This window comes from Acinetobacter sp. SwsAc5, from assembly GCF_013391485.1.
Lineage (GTDB): Bacteria > Pseudomonadota > Gammaproteobacteria > Pseudomonadales > Moraxellaceae > Acinetobacter > Acinetobacter towneri.
The window spans coordinates 1-1,311 of record NZ_JACAXD010000070.1; the positions used below are offsets into that span (position 1 = coordinate 1).

Annotated in this window: 1 protein-coding gene and 1 other annotated feature; the gene reads right to left on the bottom strand. The window is 41.0% G+C overall.

All coding sequences use genetic code 11. The features are described 5' to 3' along the window. Positions 1-41 precede the first annotated feature (41 nt). A protein-coding gene (locus HYG89_RS15875) for an IS3 family transposase (protein ID WP_111841931.1) occupies positions 42-1,261 on the bottom strand; the annotation gives its coding sequence in 2 pieces (ribosomal slippage) (positions 42-985 and positions 985-1,261; 1,221 coding nt in all). Continuing rightward, positions 870-986: a sequence feature (AL1L pseudoknot), on the bottom strand. It overlaps the preceding gene by 117 nt. Positions 1,262-1,311: the final 50 nt, after the last annotated feature.

Consider the following 1,311-nt stretch of genomic DNA (forward strand, 5'->3'; position numbering starts at 1 on the left):
AAGTGAACCGTACCGGGTTTGTCGGAGACTTTTTATTTAAGTTAGGCCACCTGACCTAACGGATTAATTTTATCATAGTACATTGCTTCAAAATCAAAAGGTGGCACATAACCTAGTGCACTATGTACACGCTCTTTATTGAACCAATCTACCCAATTTAATGTCGCAAGTTGTACATCCGCTAAACCTTGCCAATCTGCTTTTAAATATTCAATCACCTCTGTTTTGTATAAGCCATTCACTGTTTCAGCCAAAGCATTATCGTATGAATCACCGGTCGTACCGACTGATGCTCGTAAATTTGCTGCTTCTAAACGATTGGTATAGCGAATGGAAAGATATTGAACCCCTCTGTCACTATGGTGAATCACATTCTTTGGCATGTCTCGAGCATGTAACGCTTGCTCAAGTGCATCGAGCACCATATCTGTATTCATCCGTGTCGATACTTTCCATCCAACAATTGCTCGTGAGAAGACATCAATAATAAATGCAGTATAAACCCAGCCTGAATTTGTTTGAATATACGTGAAGTCAGCGACCCATAGCTGGTCAGGATGATCAGCACTAAAATTGCGTTTCACCAAGTCATCTGCTCGTTTTTGATCCTCTCGGCTACGGGTAGTTTGTTTATTCTTACCACGCCAAACACCTTGTATACCTAGTTTTTGCATCAATCGAGCAACTGTACAGCGAGCAATAACATAGCCTTCACGTTTCAATTTTTGCCAAACTTTACGCACACCATATCGACCTGAACTTTCCTTCCAAATTCGTTTAATTTGTTCAGCATGATGCAAGTCATGTAGATCTCGCTTTGCTCGATGTTCTGGGTTTTCAACGAAATCTAGTGTTCGATAATAGGTAGAAGCCGCGATCGGTAAAATCCTGCAAATCGCCTCAACACCATATAACGCCTTATTGTTATGGATGAAATCTACCATTATTTGTGTGGGCGGTCGAGCTCCGCCTGGGCGAAAAAAGCGGCTGCTTTACGTAGAATTTCGTTAGCACGTTGCAGTTCTTTATTTTCACGTTCGAGTTGTTTAATACGTTCTTGATCTGAAAGTTGCTGTACTTTAATTGGGTTTTGTTTATCTAAATATTTTTGATACCAAACACGTAGAGTTTCAGGAGTACAACCTATCTTGGGAGCAATAGCGGTGATCGCAGCCCAATTCGATGGATAATCTTTCTCGGATTCAATCAATAATTGAACCGCTCTTTCTCTGATTTCAGGGGTATATTTTACTTTTTTCATCGGGACATTCTCTCAGAAAGCTTGGTCTCCGACAAACCCGGTACGGTTCA